General features: G+C 72.2%; 27 protein-coding genes. 14 read left to right on the forward strand and 13 right to left on the reverse strand.

Annotated features, from left to right (window positions below; translation table 11 throughout):
- Positions 1–19: 19 nt before the first annotated feature.
- Positions 20–1117, reverse strand: coding sequence for a GNAT family N-acetyltransferase (locus QFW81_RS15315; protein ID WP_280580002.1), 1098 nt, complete (start codon positions 1115–1117; stop codon positions 20–22).
- Positions 1118–1239: 122 nt separating this feature from the next.
- Between QFW81_RS15315 and QFW81_RS15320 the strand changes: the two genes are divergently transcribed.
- Positions 1240–2628: a leucyl aminopeptidase family protein gene (locus tag QFW81_RS15320; protein WP_280580003.1), complete on the forward strand. Its 1389-nt coding sequence runs from the start codon at positions 1240–1242 to the stop codon at positions 2626–2628.
- Here the strand turns inward: QFW81_RS15320 and QFW81_RS15325 are convergent.
- Positions 2595–3536, reverse strand: coding sequence for a LysR substrate-binding domain-containing protein (locus QFW81_RS15325; RefSeq protein ID WP_280580004.1), 942 nt, complete (start codon positions 3534–3536; stop codon positions 2595–2597). The two genes, QFW81_RS15320 and QFW81_RS15325, sit on opposite strands and share 34 nt — an antisense overlap.
- 116 nt (positions 3537–3652) lie before the next feature.
- Between QFW81_RS15325 and QFW81_RS15330 the strand changes: the two genes are divergently transcribed.
- Positions 3653–4360 (forward strand): FMN-dependent NADH-azoreductase, encoded by a 708-nt coding sequence (locus QFW81_RS15330; protein ID WP_280580005.1) that lies wholly within the window; start codon positions 3653–3655, stop codon positions 4358–4360.
- A gap of 15 nt (positions 4361–4375) precedes the next feature.
- Here the strand turns inward: QFW81_RS15330 and QFW81_RS15335 are convergent, their stop codons facing one another.
- The 5 genes from QFW81_RS15335 to QFW81_RS15355 all read right to left on the reverse strand — a co-directional run bounded on the left by QFW81_RS15335 (position 4376) and on the right by QFW81_RS15355 (position 9619).
- Positions 4376–4798: a hypothetical protein gene (locus QFW81_RS15335; protein WP_280580006.1), complete on the reverse strand. Its 423-nt coding sequence runs from the start codon at positions 4796–4798 to the stop codon at positions 4376–4378.
- A gap of 512 nt (positions 4799–5310) precedes the next feature.
- Positions 5311–5913: a response regulator transcription factor gene (locus QFW81_RS15340; RefSeq protein ID WP_280580007.1), complete on the reverse strand. Its 603-nt coding sequence runs from the start codon at positions 5911–5913 to the stop codon at positions 5311–5313.
- Positions 5914–6410: 497 nt separating this feature from the next.
- On the reverse strand, positions 6411–7592 hold the full coding sequence (locus tag QFW81_RS15345; RefSeq protein ID WP_280580008.1) for a sensor histidine kinase: 1182 nt from the start codon (positions 7590–7592) through the stop codon (positions 6411–6413).
- 360 nt (positions 7593–7952) lie between these two features.
- A complete protein-coding gene (locus QFW81_RS15350) occupies positions 7953–8711 on the reverse strand; it encodes an ABC transporter permease (RefSeq protein WP_280580009.1) in 759 nt (252 codons plus the stop codon).
- A complete protein-coding gene (locus QFW81_RS15355) occupies positions 8711–9619 on the reverse strand; it encodes an ABC transporter ATP-binding protein (RefSeq protein WP_280580011.1) in 909 nt (302 codons plus the stop codon). Before QFW81_RS15355 ends, QFW81_RS15350 begins: the two co-directional genes overlap by 1 nt.
- 209 nt (positions 9620–9828) lie before the next feature.
- On the opposite strand from QFW81_RS15355, the gene QFW81_RS15360 reads away from it, so the two are divergent.
- From QFW81_RS15360 to QFW81_RS15375, 4 genes are all read left to right on the forward strand, one after another.
- A complete protein-coding gene (locus QFW81_RS15360) occupies positions 9829–11061 on the forward strand; it encodes an efflux RND transporter periplasmic adaptor subunit (protein WP_280580013.1) in 1233 nt (410 codons plus the stop codon).
- Between the two features lie 132 nt (positions 11062–11193).
- Entirely contained in the window at positions 11194–11886 is a 693-nt protein-coding gene (locus tag QFW81_RS15365; RefSeq protein ID WP_280580015.1) for an ABC transporter ATP-binding protein, read from the forward strand.
- Between the two features lie 16 nt (positions 11887–11902).
- Complete coding sequence (locus tag QFW81_RS15370; protein WP_280580017.1) at positions 11903–13069, forward strand: ABC transporter permease; 1167 nt, start codon at positions 11903–11905, stop codon at positions 13067–13069.
- Positions 13070–13154: 85 nt separating this feature from the next.
- On the forward strand, positions 13155–14471 hold the full coding sequence (locus tag QFW81_RS15375) for an ABC transporter permease (protein ID WP_280580019.1): 1317 nt from the start codon (positions 13155–13157) through the stop codon (positions 14469–14471).
- Between the two features lie 154 nt (positions 14472–14625).
- On the opposite strand, the gene dapA is transcribed toward QFW81_RS15375, so the two are convergent.
- Positions 14626–15528 (reverse strand): 4-hydroxy-tetrahydrodipicolinate synthase, encoded by a 903-nt coding sequence (gene dapA, locus QFW81_RS15380; RefSeq protein ID WP_280580020.1) that lies wholly within the window; start codon positions 15526–15528, stop codon positions 14626–14628.
- Between the two features lie 153 nt (positions 15529–15681).
- Here dapA and QFW81_RS15385 point away from each other — a divergent pair, with 153 nt between their 5' ends.
- A complete protein-coding gene (locus QFW81_RS15385; RefSeq protein ID WP_280580021.1) occupies positions 15682–16773 on the forward strand; it encodes an alpha/beta fold hydrolase in 1092 nt (363 codons plus the stop codon).
- A 270-nt stretch (positions 16774–17043) separates the two neighbouring features.
- Here QFW81_RS15385 and rarD read toward each other — a convergent pair whose 3' ends face one another.
- From rarD to QFW81_RS15405, 4 genes are all read right to left on the reverse strand, one after another.
- Positions 17044–17955, reverse strand: coding sequence for an EamA family transporter RarD (rarD, locus tag QFW81_RS15390; RefSeq protein WP_280580022.1), 912 nt, complete (start codon positions 17953–17955; stop codon positions 17044–17046).
- A complete protein-coding gene (gene yedA, locus QFW81_RS15395; RefSeq protein ID WP_280580023.1) occupies positions 17952–18902 on the reverse strand; it encodes a drug/metabolite exporter YedA in 951 nt (316 codons plus the stop codon). Before yedA ends, rarD begins: the two co-directional genes overlap by 4 nt.
- A 137-nt stretch (positions 18903–19039) precedes the next feature.
- Positions 19040–19411: an MmcQ/YjbR family DNA-binding protein gene (locus QFW81_RS15400; RefSeq protein ID WP_280580024.1), complete on the reverse strand. Its 372-nt coding sequence runs from the start codon at positions 19409–19411 to the stop codon at positions 19040–19042.
- Positions 19412–19419: 8 nt separating this feature from the next.
- Positions 19420–19938 (reverse strand): adenine phosphoribosyltransferase, encoded by a 519-nt coding sequence (locus QFW81_RS15405; RefSeq protein ID WP_280580025.1) that lies wholly within the window; start codon positions 19936–19938, stop codon positions 19420–19422.
- Positions 19939–20039: 101 nt separating this feature from the next.
- On the opposite strand from QFW81_RS15405, the gene QFW81_RS15410 reads away from it, so the two are divergent.
- The gene (locus tag QFW81_RS15410) at positions 20040–20465 is read left to right on the forward strand and encodes a DUF4920 domain-containing protein (RefSeq protein WP_280580026.1); all 426 of its coding nucleotides are present in this window, start codon (positions 20040–20042) and stop codon (positions 20463–20465) included.
- A 165-nt stretch (positions 20466–20630) separates the two neighbouring features.
- Positions 20631–21395 (forward strand): lytic transglycosylase domain-containing protein, encoded by a 765-nt coding sequence (locus QFW81_RS15415; RefSeq protein ID WP_280580538.1) that lies wholly within the window; start codon positions 20631–20633, stop codon positions 21393–21395.
- Positions 21396–21551: 156 nt separating this feature from the next.
- Here QFW81_RS15415 and QFW81_RS15420 read toward each other — a convergent pair whose 3' ends face one another.
- The gene (locus QFW81_RS15420; RefSeq protein ID WP_280580027.1) at positions 21552–22736 is read right to left on the reverse strand and encodes a PQQ-dependent sugar dehydrogenase; all 1185 of its coding nucleotides are present in this window, start codon (positions 22734–22736) and stop codon (positions 21552–21554) included.
- Positions 22737–22818: 82 nt separating this feature from the next.
- Between QFW81_RS15420 and QFW81_RS15425 the strand changes: the two genes are divergently transcribed.
- From QFW81_RS15425 to QFW81_RS15445, 5 genes are all read left to right on the forward strand, one after another.
- Positions 22819–23010 carry a CPXCG motif-containing cysteine-rich protein gene (locus tag QFW81_RS15425; protein ID WP_280580029.1) on the forward strand — a complete coding sequence of 64 codons (192 nt, stop codon included), beginning with the start codon at positions 22819–22821 and terminating at the stop codon, positions 23008–23010.
- Between the two features lie 530 nt (positions 23011–23540).
- Complete coding sequence (locus QFW81_RS15430) at positions 23541–23903, forward strand: EF-hand domain-containing protein (RefSeq protein WP_280580539.1); 363 nt, start codon at positions 23541–23543, stop codon at positions 23901–23903.
- 172 nt (positions 23904–24075) lie between these two features.
- Complete coding sequence (locus QFW81_RS15435) at positions 24076–24816, forward strand: HAD family hydrolase (protein WP_280580031.1); 741 nt, start codon at positions 24076–24078, stop codon at positions 24814–24816.
- A gap of 11 nt (positions 24817–24827) precedes the next feature.
- Positions 24828–25340, forward strand: coding sequence for a hypothetical protein (locus QFW81_RS15440; protein WP_280580032.1), 513 nt, complete (start codon positions 24828–24830; stop codon positions 25338–25340).
- A 177-nt stretch (positions 25341–25517) separates the two neighbouring features.
- Positions 25518–25703: NAD(P)-binding protein (locus QFW81_RS15445; RefSeq protein WP_280580033.1), on the forward strand; the 186-nt coding region annotated here is incomplete at its 3' end.

Here is a 25703-nt window from a genome sequence, read left to right on the forward strand (position 1 = left end):
TTACCCGGGCTACGTGATCTCAGCTTCCGGAGAACCGCCAGGCCAGCGGGCGCCAGGCGCGGGCGGCGTACAGCGCCAGTCGCGCCGGGCGCGAGAGCGAGAACGCGCCGGTCGCCACCGGTTCGCGATCCGGCAGCAGGTCGGCCATGTGGCCGTCGCCGCCGGACATGCTGTCGAAGCAGCGCAGTTGCGGCCATGTGGTGCGCAGCGCGCGCATCAGCATCCATTCGTTGAGCCGTCCCGGGCTGCAGCGCGCGAATGCCGCGTCGAAGCCGCTCTTGAACGCGTGCAGCGTGTCGCCAAGGCGCATGTTGCTGGTGGAGGCGATCGGCACGCCGTCGAGGCGGATCTCGCTGAACACCATCGCCCCGCGCGCGCCGAAGCGCGTGCACAGTTCGCGGAAGAACGACGCGTGGCGGCCGCACGACAGCAGCGAGGTCCCGGCCTCCCGCTTCCAGCCCTGGTGTTCCAGCCGCAGGTGGGTGTCCACCGCCGCCGCGTCCGCATCGGCGCCGTGCAGGAGGTGGAATTCCACCTGGCCGCGCTCGCGCAGCCGGCGCAGGCGGCGATCGAGATCCTTGCGCAGCGATGCGGGCACGCGTTCGGCCACGTCGCCGGTGTCCAGCCGCAGCACCGGGCGCTGGAAGCGGCTGCGCTCGTGCCACGCGCCGCCCTCGTGCGCCGCGCGTCGCGCCAGCGCACGCGCCAGCGGATCGGCCATGGCCAGGCGTTCGAAGGCGAGTCCGTGGCGGCGCTTGAGCGTGGTGTCGCGTGCGAACCGCACCAGTCCGTCGGCCACCGTGGCCTCTTCGCCCTGGCGCCACAGCATCCCGCAGCGGAACGAGTGCACGCTGCGGAAGTTGCCCAGCCGCGGCAGCGGTGCGAACAGGTCCGGCCCTTCGTCGACGAAGCAGCCCACGCCCAGCAGCCGGCCTGCGCGCAGGACCCGCACGACCGTCGGCGCCGCGACGTCCAGCCAGCGCACCGCCGGCAGCACGAATTCAGGCATCGCGAACGGGCTCGCCCAGGGCGCCTCGTGGCCCAGGGCGCTCCATTCCGCCAACGCCGCCGCGTCGAGATCCTGCAGCGGCCCCCAGCGCACATCGATCCCGTTCAACACATTGCCTGCCGTGATCCCCCATTGGGCCGGACGCGGAAACCGCCCCGTGCAGGCCATGGACGGTGGCGTCGGCCGCGTCGCGGCGGGAAAATCCGGCGCGCTTGGTCCACACTATCGCCATGCACACGGCCGACCTGCCCGCGGGCTTCGCTCCCGCCGATTCCGACGCACTTCCACTGCATCTGCTCGAACGCGCGCACTACGACGACTGGCTCCAGGCCCAGCCCGAATCCGTGCGCGCATGGCTGTCGCAGCAGCAGTTCGACGCCGCCGCCGGCAGCTGCGCGTTGCTGCCCGGCGAGCGGGGCGTGGCCGGTGCGGTGCTCGGCATCGGCGATCCGCTCGATCCCTACAGCTACGCCCACGCGCCGACCGCGCTGCCGATCGGCGACTGGCGCCCGGCCGCGCCCGTGCACGGCGATGCCGCCCGCGCGCTGCAGCTGGGCTGGGGCCTGGGCGCGTACCGGTTCACGCGCTACAAGTCCGGCGGTCGCGCGCCGGCCCGGCTGTCGGTGCCGGCGCTGGAGGCGGAGGCGCGCGACGTCCTCGCCGCCTGCGTGCGCGTGCGCGACCTGGTCAACACCCCGACCGAGGACATGGGCCCGGAGCAGCTCGAAGCGGTGGCGCGGGAGATCGCGTCCGCGCACGGCGCGCGTTTCGAGAGCATCGTCGGCGATGCGCTGCTGGAGCAGGGGTTCCCCGCGATCCACGCCGTCGGCCGGGCCTCGCACCGGGCGCCGCGGCTGCTGAAGTTCGAGTGGCACGGCGGCGACGCGCAGGCCGGTCCGCACCTGGTGCTGGTGGGCAAGGGCGTGTGCTTCGACACCGGCGGCCTGGACATCAAGCCGGCCGACGGCATGCGCCACATGAAGAAGGACATGGGCGGCGCCGCGCACGCGCTGGCGCTGGCCGAACTGGTGATGGCGCGCCGGCTGCCGCTGCGGCTCACCGTGCTGGTGCCGGCGGTGGAGAACGCGATCGGGCCCGAGGCCTTCCGCCCGGGCGAGGTGATCGCCACCCGCAAGGGCGTGAGCGTGGAGATCGACAACACCGATGCCGAAGGCCGCGTGGTGCTGTGCGACGCGCTCGCGCATGCGGGTGAGCTGTCGCCGGACCTGGTGCTGGATTTCGCCACCCTCACCGGCGCGGCGCGGATCGCGCTGGGCCCCGACCTGCCGGCGCTGTTCGTCAACGACGACGCGCTGGCCGGCGACTGGCTCGCCGCCGGCGAACGCGAACGCGACCCGCTGTGGCGGATGCCGCTTTGGCGTCCGTACCTGCGCTACCTCACCAGCAACATCGCCGACCTGGCGAACGCCGGCTCGCGCATGGCGGGCGCGGTGACCGCGGCGCTGTACCTGGAGCGTTTCGTCCCCGAAGGCGTGCCGTGGGCGCACCTGGACGTCTACGCCTGGAACGACAGCGCGCGCGCCGGTCGCCCCGCCGGAGGCGAGGCACTGGGCCTGCGCGCCGCCTACGCGATGCTCAGGGCCCGCTGCGGCGGTTGAGCCGCCTGGCTGGAACCGACAGGCGCCGCGGGCAGGGGCAGGCCCAGGATCCAGTCGCGCAGGGTGGCCAGCCAGCAGTCGTCGCGCCGGGCGCTCGGATAGACGAGGTAGAACGGTTCGGCCTCGAGCGCCGGCCCGAACGGGGTCACCAGCGTGCCCGCCTGCAGTTCGTCCGCCACCAGCGCCAGGCTCATCAGCGCCACCCCCTGCCCGGCGATCGCGGCGGAGATGGTGTGGGTTTCGTCCGAGAACACCGGGCCGGCGGTCGCATCCAGGGCCGGCATGCCGGCGTGCTGTTGCCAGCGCCGCCAGTCCACCGGCGCGCTGCGTGCGCCTGGCGGAGCGAAGTGCAGCAGGGTCTGATGCACCAGCGCGTCGCGCTCGTGGAGGTCCAGGCGTGGGCTGCAGACCGGCGCGAACACGTTGTCGATCAGCTTGTGCGCCTCCAGCCCGGGCCAGCGACCGTGCCCGTAGCGGATCGCGGCATCCGCCTCGATGCCGTCCAGCGACATCGGTTCGTGCGAGACGTGGACGCGCAGGTCCAGGTCGGCGCAGGCCTCGCGCAGCGACGGCAGCCGCGGCACCAGCCAGCGCGAGGCGACCGCGGGCGTCGCGCTGAGCGTCAGGCTGCGGCGTCGCGGCGTGCGTGCGCGCTCCACTGCCGATGCGACCCCGGCGAAGGCCTCGGTCAGGGCCTGCTGCAGTTCCAGCCCGCGTGGCGTGATCACCAGGCGCCGCGGACGGCGCACGAACAGCGCGAGGCCGAGCTCCTCCTCGAGCTGGCGGATCTGGTGGCTGATGGCCGCGGGCGTGACCGAGAGCTCGTCGGCCGCCGCCTTGGCGCTGCCCAGGCGGGCGGCGGACTCGAAGGCCCGGAGCGCCGAGAGCGATGGCAATCTGCGCGACATGAATTAGTTCAGCTCAATCATCGAGGGAGAAAAGATCGTTTGTCGCCGCGTCTGGTGAGGCTTAGCGTCTGTCGCAAGGACTTTTGCCTTGAACCATCCTAACCCGAGGTGACGTGATGACCCGCTTGCTGCACCTGGATGCCAGTGCCCGCCCCGGACGCCGGGGGATCGAGCCGCGTGGCTCGTACACCCGCGCCATGAGCGACCGCTTCGTCGCGCGCTGGCGGACCGCCCGTCCGCATGATCCGGTCCGCTATCGCGATCTGGCGGCCACGCCGCCGCGCTGGGTGGACCACGACTGGATCCGCGCGGAGTTCACGCCCGCGCCGCGGCGCGATCCGGCGATGCGTGAGCGGCTGTCCGAGAGCGACGCGCTGGTCGAGGAACTGGTCGCCAGCGACCTGCTGGTGATCGGCGCGCCGCTGTACAACTTCGGCATGCCGGCGCCGCTCAAGGCCTGGGTCGACGGCGTGGTGCGGATCGGACGGACCGTGGCGTTCGATCCGTCGCGCGGCGAAGATCCCTACATCCCGCTCCTGGCCGACCGGCCGCGGCGCGCGGTGGTGCTGTCCTCGCGGGGCGGGCACGGCATGGATCCCGGCGCGCCGCTGGCGCATATGAACCACCTGGAGCCGCAGCTGCGCACCGCGCTCGGCTTCATCGGCATCCACGAGCTGCACGCCATCGCGGTGGAGTACGAGGAGTTCGGCGATGCACGACTGGACGCTTCGGTGGCCGCGGCGATGGAGCGGATCGACGCGCTGGTCGACCAGCTGCTGGACGGTTTGCCTGCGCACCCGCGCGCGGCGGAAGCGGCGGCCTGACGCCTCGGGGGCGGCTCAGCGCAGCCAGTCGCGGGCCGCGGCCAGCCGCGCGTACCACAGCAGGAAGGCGGCGATGCCGACGATCAGCAGGGTCATCGGCAGGCCGGACACGCCCGAGGCCTCCCACGCCGGCGTGAGCGCATAGATGGCGATCATCTGGACCAGCACCGCCGCCAGCGAGAGTGCGAACAGCGGGATCGCCCAGCGCCGTCGCAGCAGCAGGCCCAGCGCCCCCAGCGCGCCGCCGAACACGGCGATGGCGTAGACGATGTCCAGCCATGGCGGCATCGCCGCGTAGACCGCCTGTTGCGCAGGTGGCAGCGCGGCGATCTGCGCGGCATCGAGGCTGGTCTGAAGATGGAACATCGCGATGCCGGTGAGGTTCCAGGCGAACGCGGCGATGGCGATGACGCGATACAGGGTCGGGACGCGGGACATGGCAGCCTCCGGAGCACGCGTGGTGGCGGCAGCGTACGCCCGCAAGCCGGCGGAAGCGAAACAGCCGGGCACCACCGGCGTAGCCCGGGTAAGCGCAGCGCACCCGGGGGCAGGGGCCGGGATGTCTCGGCGAGCGGCGTTCGGGTCCGCGGTCTCCCCGGATGCGGCCTGCGGCCTTATCCGGGCTACGCGTCATCGGGAGACGCGTCGGGTTCGGTGCACCGGCGTAGCCCGGGTAAGCGCAGCGCACCCGGGGGCAGTGGGCCGGGATGTCTCATCGACCGGAGCTTGGGTCCGCGGCCTCCCCGGATGCGGCCTTGGCCTTATCCGGGCTACGCAGCATCGGGAGACGCGTCGGGTTCGGTGCACCTGCCGTAGCCCGGGTAAGCGCAGCGCACCCGGGGCCAGGGGGCGGGATGTCTCGTCGAGCGGCGTTCGGGTCCGCGGTCTCCCCGGATGCGGCCTGCGGCCTGATCCGGGCGACGCCGCGCTCGCGGCATGCGCGGCGCGCCCTACAGCCAGCCCTTCTCGCGCGCCAGGCGGTAGGCCTCGATGCGGTTGCCGACGCCGAGCTTGCCGATCGCCTCGGACAGGTAGTTGCGCACGGTGCCGTGCGAGAGGTTCAGGCGCGCGGCGATCTGCCCGGCCGAGAGCCCTTCGCCGGCCAGACGCAGGGCCTGGCGCTCGCGGTCGCTGAGCGGATCGGCCTCGCCCCAGGCTTCCAGCGCCAGTTGCGGATCGATCGCGCGGCCGCCGCGGTGCACCTGGCGCAGGGCATCCGCCAGCTGTTCGGCGGGCGCGTCCTTGAGCAGGTAGCCCGACACGCCGGCATCGAGCGCGCGGCGCAGGAAACCGCCGCGGGCGAAGGTGGTCACGATCACCACCTTCACCGGCAGGCCGTGGCGCTGGATGCGCTGGGCGAGTTCGAGCCCGGTCAGGCCGGGCATCTCGATGTCGGTGACCAGGATGTCGGGCTCGAGCCGCTGCAGTTCGCGCCACGCGCTCTCGCCGTCCGCGGCGGTGCCGGCGACGGTGATGTCGCTTTCCAGGTCCAGCAGCGCGGCCAGCGCGCCGCGCAGCATGGCCTGGTCTTCGGCGAGCAGGATCCGGATCAAGGCGTGCGTGGGGACGTGGGCATCGGGGCGAACGTTAGCAGGTCGGTCGCGGGACTCGGGCCGGCGGATTGCGCGGTGGGATGGGAGCCGCGGCAAGTCTTGCCGCGCGGGTTCCGGGTGCGCGTGTCGCTGGCCTGGGCGACGGGGACCTGCGTCGCCCGGATAAGGCCGGAGGCCGCATCCGGGGTGTCGCGGAGGCGGCGGGATCGTAGGAGTCCGCATTCCGCTGCGTCCCGGGTGCGCTGCGCTTGCCCGGGCTACGCGCCTGGGCGACGGGGACCTGCGTAGCCCGGATAAGGCCGGAGGCCGCATCCGGGGTGTCGCGAAGGCGACGGGATCGCACGAGCCCGCCTCCCGATGCGTCCCGGGTGCGCTGCGCTTACCCGGGCTACGGCGGCGGTGGACGGCAGGGGCGATCCCGATGCATCGCTCGACAGCCCTATCGCTTCCGGGGACATCCGATGTGGCGGGAGAACGAAGGCGACGCCCCGGGCGGATCAGCCGGCAGGCAGCGCCGCGTCGTCGTTCGCCGCCAGCGGCACGCGCGCTTCGACCAGGGTGCCGCCGCGTTCGCCGGCGCCCACCCGCAGGCGGCCGTGCAGGGCCTCGATCCGTTCGCGCATGCCCGCCAGGCCGTTGCCCGGGACGATCGCGCCGCCGTGGCCGTCGTCGGCGATGCGCAACACCGCGTCGCCACCGTCGACGCCGAAGCTGGCGTCGGCGCGGCGGGCGCGGGCATGGCGCTGGATGTTGGTGGCGGCCTCGCGCACGGTCAGTGCCAGCGCGCTCTCCACGCCCGGCGGCAGCGCGCTGTCGGCGAAGCCCGCGTCGAAGCGGTAGTCGAAGGCGATCCCGTCGGTCTCCAGCAACAGCTTGGCCGAGGCGAGTTCGGCGGCGATGCCGGCCGCGCGGATGCCGCTCACCGCGCGCCGCACCTGCGACAGGGCATCGCGCGCGACCCGGCTGACCTCGGCGATCTCGCTGCCTGCGGCCACCGGATCGCGTTCCAGCAGCCGCCCGGCCAGGTCGGACTTCAGCGCCACCATCGACAGCGTGTGCCCGAGCAGGTCGTGCAGGTCGCGGCCGATGCGTTCGCGTTCGGCCAGTGCGGCCAGGCGCCGCACTTCGTCGTGCGAGAGCCGCAGGGCAGCATCGCGCTCGCGGCCGAAGCGTTCCAGCACCACCAGCACGCCGATGATCGCGGTCACCGTGGGCATCCACACCAGCGCCTGCCACGGATAGCCGATGTGCAGCGCGTACGCCATCAGCAGCGCGTTGAGCACCACCAGTGCCACCAGGTACGCCGCCACCGAGCGGCCGGTGCGCGGCTGCAGCATCACGCAGCCGAACACGAAATAGCTCAGGCCTGACGGATACCACGGCAGCAGCGCGAAGCACAGCGCCACCATGCCCAGCGCGCAGGCGTAGGCCTTGCGCGGCGAGAGCACCACCGTCATCGCGTACAGCCACACGAACAGCGGATAGGAGACCAGCGTCATCCACATCCAGCGCGCGCTGTAGCCGTAGGCGCCGCCGGAGAAGGCGGGGGTCAGGAACACCCAGACCGACCACACCAGGTGGATCATCGCCGTCCACGGCGAGCGCCCCATGCGCTGTTCGAGCGCGGCCAGCGAGCCCGGCTGCGGCGACAGCCAGCGCGGCACGGGACGCCGGATCATGCGCGCGGGGTCCATGCGGCGGCAATGCGGCCTGATGCCTTGTCCGGGCGACGGACGACGCGGCCTTGCGTAGCCCGGGCAAGCGCAGCGCACACGGGAATCCGCGCATGCAGAGCGCGGCGACTGGCATGACGCAGCCCAGAGAGGCCTGCAATGCTGGTCGCGACCTGTCGTCCGGCACGCGGCACGCGGATTCGCGCGGATCGAGCGGGCGCCGGGCGATGCGCATCCTCCGCCACGCCGACCGCGCCGCGTGCAAGCCGGATCCGGCACGCGGGCGCAGTCGGGCCCGCGCTGCTGTCGCGCACCGCGAACATCGATCCCGGTGCCATGCCGTCTCCTCCGTTCGCCTGGTGGGCGTCACTCCGCCGCGGACAGCCGCCGCTGCGCCAACGCGAAGCACACCGCGGTCACGCCCGCCAGCACCGCCACGTGCAGCCAGGCGTGGCCGCCATCGTCGTGGCCCACCACCTTCAGCGCAAGCTGGGCGAGGTGATAGGCCGGCCACACCGGCGCCAGCCGCGCCAGCCAGTCGGGCAGCATCGACAGCGGCAGCCACAGCCCGGACAGGAACGCCATCGGCAGGTACAGCGCGTTGAGCAGCACCGGCGCGGCGTTGCCGCTGACCAGGCTGCCGACCCACAGGCCGATGGCCGCGAACGGCAGCACGCCCGCCACGTTGACCGCCAGCAACCCCGCCCACCGCGACGGCGAAAGCCGCACGCCGGCCAGGGCGACGGCCAGCGCCGCGAGCAGCAGCGACACCGCCAGCGCGAACAGCACCGCCATGGCCATGCGCGCGATCAGCAGCGCGCCGGGCGGGGTCGGCAACGCGCGCCGCAGCCGCAGGTAGCCGCGTTCGCGGTCCATGGCGATGGTGACGCCGAAGCCGAACATCGCCGCGCCGATCACGCCGAACACGCCGTAGCTGGCGAGCAGGTACTGCGCGGCGGCGTCGCTGCCGCGGTTGAGCAGCACGCCGAACAATAGGTAGAACATGGCCGGGAACGCGATGACCGGGATGCAGTACGCCGGCTCGCGCAGCATGCGCAGCAGTTCGCAGCGGGCCTCGAGCAGGTAGGCGCGCCAGGGCGTACGGGATTCGAGCAGGATGTCCATCAGGCGGCCTCGGGGAGGGCGGGGCGGGTGAGCGCGAGGAAGGCGTCGGCCAGGCCGGCGCGGCGGATCTCCAGCTCGCGCAGCCCGGGGTCGCGCTCCAGCAGTCGCCGGACCAGCGGCTCGGCCGGCTCGGCGAGGATGCGCAGCGCCTCGCCCTCGCGCACCACCTCGAGCACGCCCGGCCATTGCGCCACCGTCTCCGCCGGCAGCGGGCAGACGCAGCGGATGCGGCGGACGGCCACGCGCGCACGGATCTCGTCGATGCCGCCCTCGGCGATCAGGCGGCCGTCGTCGAGCACCGCGACGCGGTCGGACAGCGCCTCGGCCTCTTCCAGGTAGTGCGTCGTGAGCAGGACCGTGCTGCCCTCGGCCACCAGTTCGCGGACGGCCGTCCACAGCCGCTGCCGGGCATCGATATCCAGGCCGGTGGTCGGTTCGTCCAGGCACAGCAGCCGCGGCCGGCCGCAGATCGCAAGCGCGAACTGCACGCGGCGCTGCTGTCCGCCGGACAACGCGCCGTAGCGGCGCGCGAGCAATCCGTCGAGGCCGGCGAGCGCGACGCAGTCGGCGACGCTCCGCGGCGCGGGGTAGCCGGCGCGCACCAGCGCCAGCAGTTCGCCCACGCGCAGGCGTTCGGGAATGCCTGCCGACTGCAGCATCGCGCCGCAGCGGCGACGCACCGTCGGCGTGCCCGGCGCCTGGCCGAACACGCGGACCTTGCCCGCATCCGCCGCCAGCAGCCCCAGCAGCAGGCCGACTGCGGTGCTCTTGCCGGCGCCGTTCGCGCCCAGCAGCGCGGTGACCTGGCCCGGGTGCAGCGCGAGATCGAGCCCGTGCAGCGCCCGGGTGGCGCCGAACCGCTTGCCTGCGCCCGCCAGCTGCGCAACGGGGGTGGATGTCGATTCCATGGGGCCTGCTCCGTCGTCGGTTGACCTGGGGACATGCTGACGACCGCCACGACCGCGCGACATCCGCCAGCGTCAGCCCAAGCGGGTGACAGCTGTCAGCGGCCGGCAGCGGCGATCACCGCTAGTCTTGGCGGCGTCGTACGTGGCCCCGGGCCGCGCACGCGAAGTCGCTGGGTCACAATGGCCCCGAATCCCCGTCCAGTGCTTTCATGAACACCAACGCAGACCTGCTCAACGAACTTCGCATCGATCGCTCGCCCGGCCCGCCGCCCTCGCGCAAGGGACTGTGGATCGCGCTCGTAGCCGCCGTCGTGGTCGTCCTGCTGGCGCTGGCCGGCTGGTGGCTGTTCGCGCGCGAGAAGCCGGTGCAGGTCGAGACGGCGACTGCCGTGTCGCTGTCCGCCGGCACCGCGCCCGCGTCGGTACTCGACGCCTCGGGCTACGTGGTGGCGCGGCGCATGGCCACCGTGTCGGCCAAGATCACCGGCCGCGTGCGCGAGGTGCTGATCGAAGAGGGCATGGAAGTCGAGGAGGGCCAGGTGATGGCGCGGCTCGATCCGATCGACGCCGATGCCCAGCGCTCGCTGAGCGCGGCCCAGCTCTCGGCGGCGCGCAGCCAGGCCGCCGGCATCTCGGCCCGCCTGGCCGAAGCCGAGGCCAACGCCACCCGCCTGTCGCGGCTGGTGGAACAGCAACTGGTGTCCAAGGCGCAGTACGACCAGGCCGTCGCCCAGCGCGACACCCTGCGCGCCGAACTGGTGACCGCGCGCCGCAACGCCGAAGTGGCGGAAGACAGCCTGCGCATCTCCGACCTGGGCGTGGACAACACCGTGGTACGCGCGCCGTTCGCCGGCGTGGTGATCGCCAAGGCCGCGCAGCCGGGCGAGATCGTTTCGCCGCTGTCGGCCGGCGGCGGCTTCACCCGCACCGGCATCGGCACCATCGTCGACATGGATTCGCTCGAGGTCGAGGTCGACGTCGGCGAAGCCTACATCGGCCGGGTGCAGCCGAAGATGCCGGTGCAGGCCACGCTCAACGCGTATCCGGACTGGAAGATCCCGGCCGAGGTGATCGCCATCATCCCCACCGCCGACCGCGGCAAGGCCACGGTGAAGGTGCGCGTGGCGTTGAAGGAAAAGGATGCGCGCATCGTGCCCGACATGGGCGTGACCGTGAGCTTCCTGGAGCAGGCACCGGCGGACGACGAGGCCCCGCGCCGCGGCGTGCGCGTGCCGGCGACTGCGGTCGCCGGGCAGGGCGACGAGGCGGCAGTGTTCGTGGTCGGCGACGGCAACGTGGTCGAGCGCCGCGAGGTCGAGGCCGGCGGCACCATCGGCGACGCGCGCGAAGTCACCTCCGGCCTGGCGCCCGGCGAGACCGTGGTGGTCGACCCGCCGGCGGAACTCGCCGACGGCGCCATCGTGACCACGGAGGCGCCATGAGCGTGCATGTGGCGAACGCCATCCTCCGATTCCACCCCCAGTGACAACACGCGCGCTGCACCGAACCACAGTGCAGCGCAACGACACCGCCACCGGGACGTTCCCGGCCACGACACCACAGCGAGGCAAGCCATGGCATCCCTGGTATCGATCCGAAACCTGACCAAGACCTACCAGCGCGGCCCGGAAAAGGTCGAGGTGCTGCACGGCATCGACCTGGACATCGAGCAGGGCGACTTCGTCGCGCTGATGGGGCCGTCGGGTTCGGGCAAGACCACCCTGCTCAACCTGATCGGCGGACTCGATTCGCCCACAGGCGGCAGCATCGAGGTCGACGGCCAGCGCATCGACCAGCTCGGCGGCGGCCAGCTCTCGCACTGGCGCAGCCAGAACGTGGGCTACGTGTTCCAGTTCTACAACCTGATGCCGGCGCTGACCGCGCAGAAGAACGTCGAGTTGCCGCTGCTCCTCACGAAGCTCGGCGGCGCGCAGCGCAAGCGCAACGCGCAGATCGCGCTGCAGCTGGTGGGCCTGGCCGATCGCGTCTCGCACAAGCCCACCGAGCTGTCCGGCGGCCAGCAGCAGCGGGTGGCGATCGCGCGCGCGATCGTGTCCGACCCCAAGCTGCTGATCTGCGACGAGCCCACGGGCGACCTCGACCGGCAGTCGGCCGAGGACATCCTGGGCCTGCTGCAGACGCTCAACCGCGAGCACGGCAAGACCATCGTGATGGTCACCCACGACCCGAAGGCGGCCGAATACGCCAGCCACACCCTGCACCTGGACAAGGGCACCCTGGTCGAAGGCCAGGCCCACGCGGCCTGAGGCCGGGAGGCGCGCGATGAAATACTTCCACCTGATCTGGGCGGCGCTGTTCCGGCGCAAGGCCCGCACCTTCCTCACACTGGCCTCGATCCTGGCCGCGTTCCTGCTGTTCGGCATGCTCGACGGCATCCGCACCACGTTCGCGCAGCTGGGCCAGAGCGCCGACGGTGCGCAGCGCCTGCAGACCACCTCGCGGCTGTCGATCGTCGAGACCCTGCCGATCTCGCTGGAATCGCGCATCCGCCGGGTCGACAACATCGAGGAGGTGACCTGGGCCAACTGGTTCGGCGGGGCCTACCAGAACCCGCGCAACCAGCTGTTCACCTTCGCGGTGGCGCCGAACTACCTCGACCTGTATCCCGAGGTGGACGTCGAGCCCGCGCAGCTCGATGCGTGGAAGCGCACCCGCGACGGCATCCTGGTCGGCCAGCAGATGATGACCCGCTTCGGCTGGGAGGTCGGCCAGCGGATCCCGCTGCAGTCGACGATCTTCCCCAACAGCGACGGCACCCTGAACTGGTCGTTCGAGATCGTCGGCGTGCTGCGCGGCAAGGAAGGCCGCAGCGCCGGCTTCACCGATGCGCTGATCCTGATGCACTACGACTACTTCGAGGAAGCCACGCCGTACGTGGACGACACCGTGGGCTGGTACATCAGCCGCGTGTCCGACGTGAACCGCAGCGACGCCGCGGCCAAGGCGATCGACGCGCTGTCGGTCAACTCGCCCAACGAGACCAAGACCATGAACGAGCAGGCGGCGATGGCCGCCCAGCTCAACCAGATGGCCGACATCGGCCTGATCGTGGGCTCGATCATGGGCGCGGTGTTCTTCACCCTGCTGCTGCTGACCGGCAACACCATGGCCCAGGCGGTGCGCGAGCGGACCTCCGAGCTGGCGGTCCTCAAGACCATCGGCTTCACCAGCGCCAGCGTGCTGGGCATGGTGCTGGCCGAGTCGATCCTGCTGGTGGTGATCGGCGGCGTGCTCGGGCTCGGCCTGGCCGCGGTTCTCAGCCCGGTGGTCACGGCCGCCAGCAACGGCGTGATCAGCCTGCCGGCGATCGGCTGGCAGAGCTGGGCGCTGGGGCTCGGGCTGATGATCGTGATCGGGCTGCTGGTCGGCGCGCTGCCGGCGATGCGGGCGATGCGGCTGAACATCGTCGATGCGCTGGCCGGCCGCTGATGGCGGACGTTGATCGCCTGCGCGTCGCGGCCGCGCTGCGCGGCGCCGGGCGGTCGGACGTGATGGAACTCATGAGGGAATGCAGATGACCGCTTTGAAGAAGCTACTCCGTGGACTCGGCCTGTTCCTGCTGCTGGTCGCCTTCCTCGCCGCCTGGATCTTCCTGCCCTGGCAGGCGCTGATCGGGATCGCGGTGCTGTTCGCGCTGTGGATGGCGCTCACCCGCAGCGGCCGCCAGGCCGCGTCGGTGACGTGGGTGGGCGTGGGCACCCTGCGGCAGCGCCTGGGCGCCTCGTCGGTGGTGGTGGTCGGCATCGCCGGCGTGGTGGGCGTGCTGGTGGCGCTGCTGGCGATGGCCGAGGGCTACCGCCACACGGTCAGCAGCAGCGGCAGCGACGACACCGCGATCGTGCTGCGCGGCGGCTCGTCGGCGGAACTGATGTCGGTGGTCTCGCGCGATGCGATCAACGCGATCGAACGTGCGCCGGAAGTCGCACGCGACGCCGAAGGACGCCCGCTGGCCTCGGCCGAGCTGGTGGTCTCGGCCAACGTGCAGCGCCGCGATGGCGAGGACGGCAGCGCGACCCTGCGCGGCGTCGGCGACATGGCCTGGGCCGTGCGCCCGGAGCTGAAGCTGGTGGAGGGCCGCCGCTTCGAGACCGGCCGTCGCGAACTGGTGGTCGGCACCGGCGCCCGGCGCCAGTTCCAGGGCCTGGATCCGGGCAAGGAGATCCGCCTCGGCAGCCAGGTGTGGACGGTGGTGGGCGTGTTCGAGTCCAACGATGCGATGGCTTCGGAGATGTGGGCCGATGCCGAGGTGGTGGCCTCGACCTTCAACCGCGGCAGCAGCCGCGCCTCGGTGTTCGCGAAGCTGACCGACCCCAAGGCCTTCAACGCCTTCAAGGCCACGCTCGCGGCCGACCCGCGCCTGCAGGTGGAGGCCGACACCACCGCCGACTACTTCGCCGCGCAGTCCGAGGCCCTGACGAACGTGCTGCGCATCATCGGCATCGTGGTCGGATCGATCATGGCGATCGGCGCGGTGTTCGGCGCGCTCAACACCATGTTCGCCACCGTGGCCGCGCGTGCGCGCGAGATCGCCACTCTGCGCGCGATCGGCTTCCGCGGCATGCCGGTGGTGGTGGCGGTGATGCTCGAGACCATGCTGCTGGCGCTGCTGGGCGGCCTGCTCGGCGGGCTGCTGGCGTGGCTGGTGTTCAACGGCTACACCGCCTCGACCCTCGCCGGCGGCGTGGCGAGCCTGAGCTTCGAGTTCCGCGTGTCGCCCGAGCTGCTGTGGCAGGGCCTGAAGTGGGCGCTGGCGATCGGCTTCGTCGGCGGCCTGTTCCCGGCCCTGCGCGCCGCGACCCTGCCGGTGACCGACGCCCTGCGGGCGATGTAGCGCAGGTGGCTGGCTCCCGAACGACGCTGCGGCCCGCCGGCGGGGGTCGCTCTCCTGCCCCGGACCGAGGTACAGCGGTCAGGTCGCAGCGTGGATCAGGAGCGAAAGCCCGCCCTGAATCAAGTCCGCCGTCAGCGAGGAGGCCGCCGCGGCGTCAGTCCAACAGCAAACCTGCCTCGCGCAGCGCCGCTTCCACCGCCGGCCGGTTGGCCGGATCGAGTTCGGTCATCGGCAGGCGCAGGGTGGGCCCGCACAGGCCCAGGCGTGAAATCGCCCACTTCACCGGGATCGGGTTGGCCTCGACGAACAGCTGCCGGTGCAGCGGCAGCAGGCGCATCTGGATGTCCATCGCGCCGGCCACGTCGCGCGCCAGCGCCGCCGCGCACAGCTCGCGCATCATGCGCGGCGCGACGTTGGCGGTGACGCTCACGTTGCCCTGCCCGCCGCACAGCATCAGCGCCACCGCGGTGGCATCGTCGCCCGAATACACGGCGAATCCTTCCGGCGCCTCGCGGATCAGCCATTGCGCGCGCTCGAGATTGCCGGTCGCTTCCTTGATCGCCACGATGCCGGGCACCTGCGCCAGCCGCAGCACGGTGTCGTGCTGCAGGTCGGCGGCCGAGCGGCCGGGTACGTTGTAGAGCACGACCGGCAGGTCGCCGGTGGCCTCGGCGATCGCACGGAAATGGCGGTACAGGCCCTCCTGCCCGGGCTTGTTGTAGTACGGCACCACCTGCAGCTGGCTGTGCGCCCCGACCTCGCGCGCGTACTCGGCCAGCGCGATCGCCTCGGCGGTGGAATTGGCGCCGCAGCCGGCCATCACCGGCACCCGGCCTGCGGCCTGTTCCACCGCGACGCGGATGATCTCGCAGTGCTCGGCCACGTCGACGGTGGGCGATTCGCCGGTGGTGCCGACCACGCCGATGCAGTCGGTGCCCTGTTCGACGTGCCAGTCGACCAGGCGCCGCAGTGCGGGGTAGTCGACGCGGCCGGTGTCGTGCATCGGCGTGACGAGCGCGACGATGCTGCCGCGCGGGAGGCTGGGGGTGGAGGCCATGGTGCGGGTGCCCGACGGTGGGGAAAGGCGGAACCGGCGATTCTAATGCTGAATCGTGGCCACGCTGTCACCGGACTGTCATGCAAACGCGGTAGATGGCCGCGCGCGCGGTCCCTACCCTTTGCGACCTTTTCCGCCACGAGGACCGCGCCGATGCGCCGCGCGATGCTGCTGCTGTGTGCCTGCCTGCTGCTGGCCGGTTTCGCCTGGCCCGACGGCGGGGACGCGCTCGGCCGGCGCCTGGTCGCACCCGGGGGCGTGTCTCCGCTGCTGCCGACGGCGCGCATCGAGCAGGCGATCGCGCGCCTGCCGCACCGCGAGGGGCGGGTGCCCACGTCCGCGGGGATCGATCTCTACTGGCGCGCATTCGATCCTGGCGCCTACCGTCTCGACTATGCCTACCGTCCCGACGGCAGCGAGCGCGGTCGCATGGACTTCAGCCTCGACTTCGCCGCGCCCACCGCGCCGGTCACGCCCCGCGGCACGGTGCTGCTGCTGCACGGCTGGATGATGGATGGCGGCTCGCTGCTGCCATGGTCGCTGCAGCTGGCCCAGGCCGGCTACCGCACGATCAGCCTGGACCTGCGCAACCACGGCCGCTCCGGCACGGGGCCGTCCGGCTACGGGATGCGCGAGGCCCGCGACATCGCCGATGCGGTGGTGGCGCTGCGCGCGCAGGGCGAGATCGCCGGCCCGCTGCACGTGATGGGCGTGTCCTACGGCGCGGCCACCGCGATCTTCAGCGCTCGCGAACTCGGCCTGCAGGTCGAGAGCGTGGTCGCGCTGGAGTCGTTCGACAACGCCGGCCGCGCGATCCGCGACATGGTCCCGCACATGCTGCACAAGGCGCCGGAAAGTCTGGCGCAGCAGGTCAGCCACCGCTGGCTGCGCTGGCAGCTGGACGAGGCCGCGCTGGAACGCGCGATCGTCGCGGCGGGCGATACGCTGCGGCTGCCGCTGGACCGGGTCGATGTCGGTGCCGCGCTGGCGCAGGTGCCGGCCTGCGTGCTGCTCGTGCATGGTCGCGAGGATGCGCACGTGCCGGTGGCGCACGGGCGCGCGCTGGCCGCGGCCGCCCCGCGCGCGCACTACGTCGAGGTGCCGGGCGAGGACCACATCAGCCTGCCGATGCGGCTGGACCTGCTGGCCCCCACCGTGATCGACTGGTTCGACAACGCCTCGCCTGCGCGCCACTGCCCCGCGCCACTCGCGCTGGCCGACGCCCCCGCGCACCCCCGCGCCTGACGCCCACGACGCCGTAGCCCGGATAAGCGCAGCGCATCCGGGACCCCACGCATCCTCAAGCCACACGACACCGATTGCGCAGCGGTTCGAACGGGGCTTGGCGACTGCGCGCCGAAACCCTGCATCCGGGACACCGCGCATCTTCAAGGCATACGACACGATTGCGCAGCGGTTCGAACGGGGGCTTGGCGACTGCGCGCCGAAATCCGGCACCCGCGATCCCCGGATGCGCTGCGCTTATCCGGGCTACGAAGCGGGCTCCGAAGCGGGCTACGCCTGCTGTGCGACCACGCGCCGGCGATGGGCGAGGGCACCATCGATGGCGAAGGCGGCCAGGCCGATCCAGATGAAGCCGAAACCGATCGCGCGGTCGCTGCCGAAGGCCTCGCCGAAGAAGAACACGCCCAGCAGCAGCTGCAGCGTCGGGCCGATGTACTGCAGCAACCCGACCACGCTCAGCGGCACCCGCCGCACGGCATAGGCGAAGAAGATCAGCGGCACCGCGGTCAGTGCGCCGCCCAGCACCAGCAGCGCGTCGATCCAGCCGCCCCAGCGCAGCGAGAAGAACCCGCCCTGGCCCTGCAGTTCGAACCACAGCAGCAGCGCCAGCGCCGGCACGAACATGAACATGTTCTCCACGCCCAGCCCGCGCACCGCCTCGACCGCCGCGAACTTGCGGATCACCCCGTACAGCGCGAACGAGCACGCCAGGCACAGCGCGATCCACGGAAAGCTGCCGTAGTGGAACGTCAGCCACAGCACCCCGCACCCCGCCAGCGCCACCGCCACCCACTGCGCCGGCGAGAGCCGCTCGCGCAGGAACAGCACGCCAATGACCACGTTGAGCAGCGGGTTGATGAAGTACCCGAGGCTGGCCTCGACCACGTGGCCGGCGTTCACCGCCCACACGTACAGGCCCCAGTTGGCCGCGATCAGCGCGCCCGACAGCGCCAGCATGCCCGCCAGCCGCGGCTGCGCCGCGACCGCGGCGAACCAGCCGCGACCTTCGCGCAGGGTCAGCCAGGCGGCGACCAGCACCGCGCACCACACCGCGCGATGGAGCACGATCTGCAGCGACGGCACCGCCTTGAGCAGGTGCCAGTACAGCGGCATCAGCCCCCAGATCACGAACGCGCCCACCGCGATCCACAGGCCGCGGCGGTCGAGCGCAACCGGGCTCACGCGTCCGCGTCCGCGGTCTGCGCGGGTAGCGGGGCCGGCGCGGCCTTGCGTGCCCGCGCCAGGCTGATCGCGACCACGCCCGCCAGCACCACCGCCATCGCCCCGAGCTCGTGCGCGCCGAAGCGCTCGCCGGCCAGCCAGGCGCCGAGCAGCACCGCGATCACCGGGTTCACGTAGGCGTAGCTGCCGGCCAGCGCCGGGCGCACGTGCTGCAGCAGCCAGATGTAGGCGCTGAATCCGATCAGCGAACCGACCGTGGCCAGGTAGCCCACGGACAGCATCCCCTGCGGCGTCGGCCAGTCCGCGAACCGCTCGCCGATCACCAGGCCCACCACCAGCATCGCCGCGCCACCGCACAGCATCTGCGCCGCGGCCGACATGAAGGGCGAGGGCAGGTCGCGGCCGCGGCCGCGGCTCCACACCGAGCCGTACGCCCACGCGATGGCGGCGACCAGCAGCGCGACCAGGCCCGCCGGCGAGGCCGCCAGGCTGCTGCCGGCGTTGAGCCACGCGACGCCGACGAAACCGACGCCCAGGCCCAGCCATTCCATGCGCCCCGGATGCTCGCCGCGCAGCATCGCGAACACCGCCATCCACAGCGGCATCGACGCGACCGCGACCGCGGCCAGTCCCGAGGACACCGTCTGTTCGGCCACGCACACCAGGCCGTTGCCGACCCCGAGCAGCAGCACGCCGACGAACGCCGCGTTGCGCCACTGGATGCGGGTCGGCGCGGCCATTCCGCGCCAGCGCAGCACCGCGTACAGCGCGACGCCGCAGGCCAGGAAGCGTACGCCGCCCATCAGCAGGGGCGGCCAGCCACCCTCCAGGGCGAACCGGATGGCGAGGTAGGTCGAGCCCCAGACCAGGTACACCGAGGCCAGCGCGAGGGCGATGGCGGACGGCGACGCGGAGGCTGGGCCGACCGATGCAGGCGCAGGGCGCATCGGGCACCGTGGGGCAGGGGGAGGTGCGGACGCGGGTGGCGCGTCGCGCGGGCGCTCATTCTACGGCGCGCCGGCGTTCCAGCGACGCAACAGCGGCCCACCATCCATGGCGCCCGGCGGAATCCGCGCGGGTGCCGTCAGTCGCGCGGCGTTGCCGGGCCACCCGCCGGCCGGCGCGACTTCGGCAGCTTCGCCACGGCGCTGCGCCACGAGTCGTCGACCAGCGCGCGCAGTCCGGCGGCGGGCATCGCGCGCACGTCGACGATCGTGATCCAGCCGAAGCGGCCCAGCCAGCGCGCGAGCTGGATCCCGGGCTGGTCGGTGAGTTCGAGGAAACGTCCGGCCGGCGCCTTCAGGCTGAAGCGCCAGCGCTGCGGCGCGCTGGTCTTGAAGTGCGCGAAGCGCTTGCCGCCGACGCTGTAGACCAGGATGTTCGCCGGCGGCCCGTGCAGCGCCGCCCCGGCGCCCGGCAGTGCGGCGCAGTAGCGTTTGAGCGCGGCGACCTGCATGGCGCGCGCTACAGCACCCGCACCGCGCGCAGCGGCGCGGGGTCGTCCCAGCGGCTGCGTCCGTCCAGCGCGGCCAGTTCCACCAGCACGTCCGCACCGCACACCTGCGCACCCTGCCGCCGCAGCAGCGCGGTCGCCGCGCGCAGGGTGCCGCCGGTGGCGAGTACGTCGTCGATCACCAGCACGCGCGCGCCGGGCGGCAGCGCATCGGCGTGCACCTCGAGCCGGTCGTGGCCGTATTCGAGCGCGTAGTCCTGGGCCAGCGTGCGCGCCGGCAGCTTGCCCGGCTTGCGCACCGGCACGAAGCCGCAGCCCAGCGCATGCGCCAGCGCCGCGCCGAGAATGAAGCCGCGCGATTCGATGCCCGCCACCGCGTCCGGTGGCGACGCGCGCCAGGGCGCCGCGAGGTCGGCGATCGCGCCGGCGAACGCGTCGGCATCGGCCAGCACCGGGGTGATGTCCTTGAACACGATGCCCGGCCTCGGGAAATCGGGTACGTCGCGGATCAGCGTGGACCAGTCGGGCACGGGCGCCTTCCGGAAGCGGTCGGGACCGGCATCCTAGCCTCACGCCGCGTCCGGTGCGCTTCGCGCTATCGTGGCGCCCCCGAACCGAGAGAAGCGCCGCCATGCGCCTGCACGCGATCCTGGTCCTGGCGCTCGCCGCCACGTCCGCCGCCTCGCACGCCGGCACGCCCTACGGCGAGCCGATGCCGGACGGACCGGTCGTGCCGGTGTCGCAGGCGATCGACGACTTCGAGACCCATGCGCAGGCCCCGCGCCGTTTCAGCGGCCGTATCACCGGGGTCTGCCAGGCCAAGGGCTGCTGGATGATGCTCGAGGACGGCGGCAAGGCCGCGCGGGTGATGTTCGGCGACCACGCGTTCTCGGTGCCTAAGGACACGACCGGCCGGGCCGTGGTGCACGGCGTGCTCACGCGCAAGGTGCTCACCCCGGAGCAGGTCGAGCACCTGTCCGGCGACAGCGGGCGGGGCGTCGCCGCCGAACCGGTGGAGTACCGCATCACCGCCGACGGCATCGAAATCGCGTCCTGACGCGGGCATCGCGCACGCGCCACGCAGGTTCCTGCCATGCCGGTTCCGGTGTCAGGATCCACGGTGACCCCCCGCCACGCATGCGGGTTGGCAGCGGGCACGCGTGGCGGCGGATGCCGGGACGTCAGCACTCCGGCACCTCCCGTATCGCGCGCACGGTTCGCCCTGGGCGCGCTGGGCCTGGCACTCGTCCTCGCAGCCGCGGCGGCGCCGGTCGAGGCGCGCACCGTCTACCGCTGCGTGCGCGAGGGCACCGTCAGCCTCGCCACCGCACCCGAGCCGGGATCGAAGTGCGAGGCCCGGGAGATCGACGACACCGCCGTGCAGACCCCGAACCTGTGGGGATCGATGGGCGTGTTCAGCGGCACCCTGTACGAACGCGAGCAGGATGGCCGGCTGGTCTACTCCACCCGGAATCTGCCCGGGTCGCGCGTGTACCTGCGCTTCACCGCGGTGACACCGCCGGGCGAGCCTGCACACGAAGGGCTGGGGCAGGTGGGCGCGCCGCAGCTGCAGCCGTTCGCGGCGGAGTTCCGTGCGGCCGCGAAAGCGACCGGCGTGGAGGATGCCTGGCTGCGCGCGGTCGCGCATGCCGAGAGCGCGTTTGATGCCGACGCGTTGTCGTCCAAGGGCGCGCAGGGCGTGATGCAGCTGATGCCCGACGTGGTCGCGGACTACGGCGTCGAGGATCCGTTCAATGCGAAGCAGTCGATCCGCGCCGGCGCGCGCCACCTGCGCGCGCTGCTGCGCCGCTACGGCGACGACCGCACGCTCGCGCTGGCCGCATACAACGCCGGCATCGGCACCGTGCAGCGCTACGGCGGCGTGCCGCCGTACGCCGAGACGCAGGCCTACATCGCCAAGGTACAGGCGCTGCACGCACGCTACCGCGAGGCGATGGGGATCCGGGTGGAGCGGCCGGCGCAGTGAGTCGCGGCTGAGATGTTCGACACCGTGCTCGGCCTCGGCCGGCCCCGGTTCGCATCGTCGGAACCGGGCCAGCGCCGACCAACCCGCATGCGCTGCCCGGCACCATCCCGGCCGGAGAAAAGGATTCCCGCCCGCGCCGGCAATTCCGCTCCCGGCTCAGCCCTTCGGCGCGAGCCGGAGCAGACGGCCGTCGTCGCCGTCCTCGATCACCCACAGCGCGCCGTCCGGGCCCTGGCGCACGCCGCGGATGCGCGCACCCATCCCGTAGCGCTCGGCTTCCCAGGCGCGGTCGCCGTCGAATTCGATCCGCACCAGCGCCTGCGACGACAGTCCGCCGGCGAACGCATCGCCCTGCCAGTCGGTAAACACGTCGCCGGAATAGAACACCAGGCTCGAGGGCGAGATCACCGGCGTCCAGGTGATCGCGGGGGCGCTGAATTCAGGGCGCGTGTCGTGGTCCGGGATCGGGCGGCCGTCGTAGTGGTCGCCGTTGGACACGATCGGATAACCGTAGTTGGCGCCGCGCTCGACCTTGTTGAGTTCGTCGCCGCCCTTCGGTCCCATCTCGATGTCCCAGGGCTGGCCGTTGCCGTCGAAGGCCAGGCCGAGCGGATTGCGGTGGCCCAGCGACCACACCTGCGCCGCCACCTCGCCCTGGCCCGCGAACGGGTTGTCGTCCGGAACGCTGCCATCGTCGTTGAGGCGTAGCACCTTGCCCATGTTCGACGTCATGTCCTGGGCCGGGTCGAACTTCTGCCGGTCGCCCGAGGCGATCCACAGTTTGCCGTCGTGGAACACGATGCGGTGCGCGTAGTGCCCGCGGCCGCTGACCTTCGGCACCTGGCGCCAGATCACTTCCATGTCCTGCAGCGCGCCGCCGCCGGCCTCGTCCGTCACCAGTCGCGCGCGCGCGACCGCGGCGCCGGCGGTGTCGCCATCGCCGGCTTCGGCGTAGCTGAGGTAGACCAGGCCGTTGTCCGCGAATTGCGGATGCGGCACCACGTCGCCGAAGCCGCCCTGGCCGCCATAGACGACGTCGGGCACGCCGGTGACCTCGGCCGCGCGGCCGGTGCCGACGTCGACCAGTTGCAGCGTGCCGGCCTTCTCGCTCACCAGCAGGCGGCCGTCGGGCAGGAAGCTCAGCGCCCAGGGTTCGTCGAACCTGGCCACCGTCTCGACCGAGAACGGACCGATCTCGCGCGTTTCGCGCGCGGCCTGCGTTTCGGCTGGCGCATTCGCATCGGCGGCGGGCGCGGTGGACGTCGTGGCGGTGCCGTCGGCGTTGCAGGCGGCAAGCAGCGCGAGCGAGAGCAGGGTGGTGGTCAACATGGGACGTGGCATCTTCAGTCTCCTCGCCGGGATCGGTGGGTCGACGCATGATAGCGTCCGCGGGTGGCCCGCCGGGCCGTCCGGGAATCCGTCCATGCCTTCGCTCGAGTTCGGCGACGCCGTCTGCCCCTACTGCGGCGAACCGCTCACCCTCGCCCTGGATCCGGGCGCCGAGGGCCAGACCTACGTGGAGGACTGCCAGGTCTGCTGCCGGCCGATCGTGGTGCAGGTCTCGGTCGACGCGCTAGGCGAGCTGCAGGTGGACCTAAGGCGCGAGGACGACTAGCGCCAGGTCGGCGTCGCGTTTCCGGGGGCGGCGCGCGATGGTGTCGCTGCGTGCGCCGTGGCCGCGCGCTTGCGTGGGGCGCGGCGGCATCGCTCGGGATCGGGGTGGCAGCGACGCGCCGCGAGTGCCACGCGCGGCCGCCTGCCTCCGAACCATGCATCGGCCACCCAGCGGTGGGAGCGCGCGCTGGCGACATGACGATCGTCGCGTGTACACGCACTCAGGCAGGCCGGCACGCCGTCATCGACACGCCCGCCGACACACGCGCACACCCACACACACGCATCTGCATATGCATACGCATACGCGATTTCGTATTCACACCTATTCATACCCGCGCGTGCGCTGCATCCCTTGCCTGCATCACCACTACTTCTCCACGTAGGCACCTTCCTGAACCTCAAGTGGCGCAGAACGCATCGTTAACGGCGCACATGCAGGAATTTTTATGGGCGGGTGGGCAAGGTGGGTCCCGTGCGGAAGCGGTCACTCAGGACGCAAACGCCGCGCGCCACTCAAATACACGGAGTATCGTGATGAAGAATGCACGCAAGCCGCTGACCGGACTGATCGCACTGGGCGCCGCCCTCGCCATGCCGATGGCCTTCGCCCAGGACGCCACCACCCCGGCGCCGCAGGACCCGGCCACGCAGGCGCAGCCGACGCAGTCCACCGCCCCGGCCGCCGGCCAGCAGCCGCTGACCTGGGCCGACCTGGACGTGGACGGCAACGGCACGCTCAGCAAGACCGAGGCCGCCAACCTGCCCCAACTGGCGCAGGTGTTCGACCAGGCCGACACCGATACCGACGGCGAACTGACGCCGGACGAGTACAAGGCCTTCGTGGCCGCCGCGAGCGCCTCGCCGCAGCCTGACGCCGGCGGCGCCGACTGAGTCCTGTGCGGACGGGGCGTTCTGCCGGTCGACCTCTCCACGGCAGGCAGACGCCCCGCATCCCGCGCCCGACGCGCGAATCCATCCAGTCTCGACACACGCCAAGCAGATGCGTCCACATCGGCGGCCCACCGGGCCGCCGATATCATGTGCGCGGTTGCATAATGTGCGCATGGGCTCCGTGATCGACATGGTCGGCTTCGACGCCGACGACACCCTCTGGCGCAGCGAGGACTACTTCCACGCCGCGCAGGACGAGTTCGAACAGATCGTGTCCCGGCACGTCGACCTGCATGACCTCTCGCTGCGCGATCGCCTGTATGCGGTCGAACGCGGCAACATCGCCGTGTTCGGCTACGGCGTGAAGGGCATGGCGCTGTCGATGGTGGAGGCGGCGGTCGACATCACCGATGGCCGCATCCCTGCGCGCGACCTGCACCGCATCGTGCAGATCGCCAAGGACATGCTGCGCCACCCGGTCGAGCTGCTGCCCGGCGTGCGCGCCGCGGTCGAGGCGGTCGCGGCCGAGCACGCGGTGGTGCTGATCACCAAGGGCGACCTGTTCCACCAGGAGGCGAAGGTCCGCGAGAGCGGACTGGCCGACCTGTTCCGCCGGATCGAGATCGTCAGCGAGAAGGACGTGGCCACCTACGCCCGCCTGCTGGACGAATTCGACACGCCCGCCGACCGCTTCGCGATGGTCGGCAATTCGCTGCGCTCGGACATCGTGCCGGTGCTGCGCTTGGGCGGGTGGGGCGTGCACGTGCCTTACCACCTGACCTGGGCCCACGAGGCCGAGGCCGACGACGTCGCCGGCCATCCCCGCCTGCGCCAGGTGGCGACCGCCGCAGGCCTGCCGCAGGCGTTGCGCGAACTGTCGACCGTGGCCGCCGTCGCGGACATGGCCCATTGAGGGAGACCGTCGTGCGCCTGTCCACCGCTGCGATCGCCTGCCTGCTGCTCCTGCCCGTCGCCGGAACGTTCGCGCAGGACGCCCGGGACCTGCCGGCGCAGGACGTCCCGCCCGATCCCGCCGCCGAAGTTCCGGCACCCTGGCAGCCGCGCACCGGCAGCGACTGGATCGATGCCCACCTGCACGACATGGACGTGTACGTCGCGCGCCACCGCGATGCGTTCGTCGACGAGATCGTGCGCTACCACGAGGCGCCGCGCGCGCTGGTCGAGGAGGCGCTGGCCGATCCTGTGCTGCATCCGGGCGACGTCTATTACGCTTGCGCGCTGGCGGGCGCCATCGGTCGCTCCTGCCGCACGGTGCTCGACGCGCGCCGCCAGGATCCATCGGAAGGCTGGGACGCGGTGGCGGCGAGGTTCGAGGTCACGGCGGGCATCGACCGCCGGATCCGCGGCGATATCGCCGAAAGTTACGTGCGCTGGGGCCGGCCGCTGGCCGGGGCCACGCGGCAGGACGCGCGCTAGCGGGTCGACTCCCCGACGCGCCAGCGGAACGACCACCCCCGGACGTGGAAGCCGCGCATGCCGGTGTGCTGCCGCAGCGGCGCGATGTGAACGCAGCGCGGCCCCGGCCGCCTTCCCGCGCCCTGCACGGTCGCCGGCCTAAGGTGGCCGGCCTTCGCCCTGTCACCGGATGCGTGCATGTTCGATGTCGCAGTCATCGGCGGCGGCCCCGCGGGGCTGACCGCCGCCAGCTACCTCCAGCGCTTCCACCGCAGCTGCGTGGTGCTCGATGCGGGCGAGAGCCGCGCGCGCTGGATCCCCGAGAGCAACAATTGCCCGGGTTTCCCCGGCGGTGTGTCCGGTGAGGACCTGCTGTCCCGCCTG

Origin of the sequence: Luteimonas kalidii, from assembly GCF_029887935.1 — a bacterium.
In the GTDB taxonomy this organism is placed as follows: Bacteria; Pseudomonadota; Gammaproteobacteria; order Xanthomonadales; family Xanthomonadaceae; genus Luteimonas; species Luteimonas kalidii.

Bases quoted from the DNA above. Each gene is read 5' to 3' on its own strand.
- QFW81_RS15320 (WP_280580003.1), top strand. From the start codon at position 1,240: ATGCACACGGCCGACCTGCCCGCGGGCTTCGCTCCCGCCGATTCCGAC.
- QFW81_RS15325 (WP_280580004.1), bottom strand. From the start codon at position 3,536: ATGTCGCGCAGATTGCCATCGCTCTCGGCGCTCCGGGCCTTCGAGTCC.
- QFW81_RS15330 (WP_280580005.1), top strand. From the start codon at position 3,653: ATGACCCGCTTGCTGCACCTGGATGCCAGTGCCCGCCCCGGACGCCGG.
- QFW81_RS15335 (WP_280580006.1), bottom strand. From the start codon at position 4,798: ATGTCCCGCGTCCCGACCCTGTATCGCGTCATCGCCATCGCCGCGTTC.
- QFW81_RS15345 (WP_280580008.1), bottom strand. From the start codon at position 7,592: ATGATCCGGCGTCCCGTGCCGCGCTGGCTGTCGCCGCAGCCGGGCTCG.
- QFW81_RS15350 (WP_280580009.1), bottom strand. From the start codon at position 8,711: ATGGACATCCTGCTCGAATCCCGTACGCCCTGGCGCGCCTACCTGCTC.
- QFW81_RS15355 (WP_280580011.1), bottom strand. From the start codon at position 9,619: ATGGAATCGACATCCACCCCCGTTGCGCAGCTGGCGGGCGCAGGCAAG.
- QFW81_RS15360 (WP_280580013.1), top strand. From the start codon at position 9,829: ATGAACACCAACGCAGACCTGCTCAACGAACTTCGCATCGATCGCTCG.
- QFW81_RS15365 (WP_280580015.1), top strand. From the start codon at position 11,194: ATGGCATCCCTGGTATCGATCCGAAACCTGACCAAGACCTACCAGCGC.
- QFW81_RS15370 (WP_280580017.1), top strand. From the start codon at position 11,903: ATGAAATACTTCCACCTGATCTGGGCGGCGCTGTTCCGGCGCAAGGCC.
- QFW81_RS15375 (WP_280580019.1), top strand. From the start codon at position 13,155: ATGACCGCTTTGAAGAAGCTACTCCGTGGACTCGGCCTGTTCCTGCTG.
- dapA (WP_280580020.1), bottom strand. From the start codon at position 15,528: ATGGCCTCCACCCCCAGCCTCCCGCGCGGCAGCATCGTCGCGCTCGTC.
- QFW81_RS15385 (WP_280580021.1), top strand. From the start codon at position 15,682: ATGCGCCGCGCGATGCTGCTGCTGTGTGCCTGCCTGCTGCTGGCCGGT.
- yedA (WP_280580023.1), bottom strand. From the start codon at position 18,902: ATGCGCCCTGCGCCTGCATCGGTCGGCCCAGCCTCCGCGTCGCCGTCC.
- QFW81_RS15400 (WP_280580024.1), bottom strand. From the start codon at position 19,411: ATGCAGGTCGCCGCGCTCAAACGCTACTGCGCCGCACTGCCGGGCGCC.
- QFW81_RS15410 (WP_280580026.1), top strand. From the start codon at position 20,040: ATGCGCCTGCACGCGATCCTGGTCCTGGCGCTCGCCGCCACGTCCGCC.
- QFW81_RS15420 (WP_280580027.1), bottom strand. From the start codon at position 22,736: ATGCCACGTCCCATGTTGACCACCACCCTGCTCTCGCTCGCGCTGCTT.
- QFW81_RS15425 (WP_280580029.1), top strand. From the start codon at position 22,819: ATGCCTTCGCTCGAGTTCGGCGACGCCGTCTGCCCCTACTGCGGCGAA.
- QFW81_RS15435 (WP_280580031.1), top strand. From the start codon at position 24,076: ATGGGCTCCGTGATCGACATGGTCGGCTTCGACGCCGACGACACCCTC.